At 78.1% G+C, this 1,367-nt stretch carries 1 protein-coding gene; it reads right to left on the bottom strand.

Going from position 1 to position 1,367, the window contains the following annotated elements; translation table 11 throughout:
* On the bottom strand, positions 1 to 1,367 hold a 1,367-nt coding region (locus AB8Z36_RS41090; RefSeq protein ID WP_369218437.1), incomplete at both ends, for a condensation domain-containing protein.

Raw genomic sequence — 1,367 nt, 5'->3', positions numbered from 1 at the left:
CTCGTCGCCGCTGTCCGCCCGGCGCGGCGGTCCGTCGGGGAGCAGCTCCGAGAGCCGGGTGCCGGGTGCGGCGGCGGACCGCTCAAGGGCCTGCGGCAGCGCGTCCGCGAGCCAGTTCACGAAGGGCTCCTCCAGGCTGTCGGAGCGGTACTCGAAGGTGCACGTCAGGCCGTCCGGCGCACCGTCGGGCCCGGTCGCCTCGGTGACGTCCACGAGGAGTTCGAAGCGGGCCTCGCCGGTGCGCACCACCTCGACCCCGGCGTCGGCGCCGGGCAGGCCGACCTCGGCGCGCGCGTTGTTCTGGAGGGCGAGGACGACGTCGGTGAACGGCTGCCGCCCCCGCGTCCGCGCCGGGTTGAGCCCGCTCACCACGTCCTCGAAGGGCACGTCCTGGTGGGCGAAGGCCCCGAGGTCGGTCTCCCGCACCCGGGCGAGCAGCTGCCGTGCCGTGGGGTCGCCCGAGACGTCGGTGCGCAGGATCAGCATGTTCACGAAGAACCCGACGGCGTCCTCGACGCTGCCGTCCCCGGCGCGCCCGGCCACCGGCGCGCCGATCGCGAGGTCCTCGCCCGCGCCCGCCCGTACGAGGGCCGCGGCGAGCGCGGTGTGCAGGGTCATGAAGAGCGTGGCGCCCTGCGCGCGGGCGGCGTCGAGCAGCCGGGCGTGGACGTCGGCGCCGAGCCGCCGCACGACGGTCGCGGCGGCCGGTCCCGGCACGGCGGGGCGGTCCCCGCGCCGTGGCAGGAGGGGGCCGCCGGGGGCGAGCCCGTGCAGCCGGTCGCTCCAGTACGAGAGCTGCCGTGCCGCCGGGGACCCGGGGTCGGCCGGGGTGCCGGTGCGGGCCGCCCGGCGGCGGGCGTGCTCGGCGTAGGAGACGGGCAGGGGCGGCAGGACGGGTACGGCGGGAGCCGCCGCCGCGGCCCTTGCCTCGTAGGCCAGGGTGAGGTCGCGGAAGAGCGGGGCCAGCGACCAGCCGTCCCCCGCGATGTGGTGCACCAGGACCAGCAGCGCGTGCTCGCCGGGCCGCTCGCGCACGCTGAAAAGGGCCGCGCGTACGGGGGGTTCGCCCCGCAGGTCGAACCGCTGCCGGGCGGCCTCGCGCACGGCGGCGTCCAACGCGTCGGCATCGACGGTGACATGGCGGAACGGTGGCCGGGCCGCGGCCCCGGTGAGCACGCGCCGCACCGGGGCGCCGTCCGTCTCGTCGAAGACGGTGCGGAGCACCTCGTGCCGTGCGGCCACGTCGCCCAGCGCGTCGGCGAGGGCGTCCGCGTCGACCGCGCCCCGCAGCCGCACCAGCATCGGCAGGTTGTACGCGGCTCCGGCGCCGAGCCGGTCGAGGAACCAGAGCCGGGCCTGCGCGGGCG

Origin of the sequence: Streptomyces flavofungini (assembly GCF_041028215.1) — a bacterium.
GTDB lineage: Bacteria > Actinomycetota > Actinomycetes > Streptomycetales > Streptomycetaceae > Streptomyces > Streptomyces flavofungini_B.
Note: the sequence above shows the minus strand (reverse complement) of the source record. Positions and strands in the feature narration are given on the sequence as shown.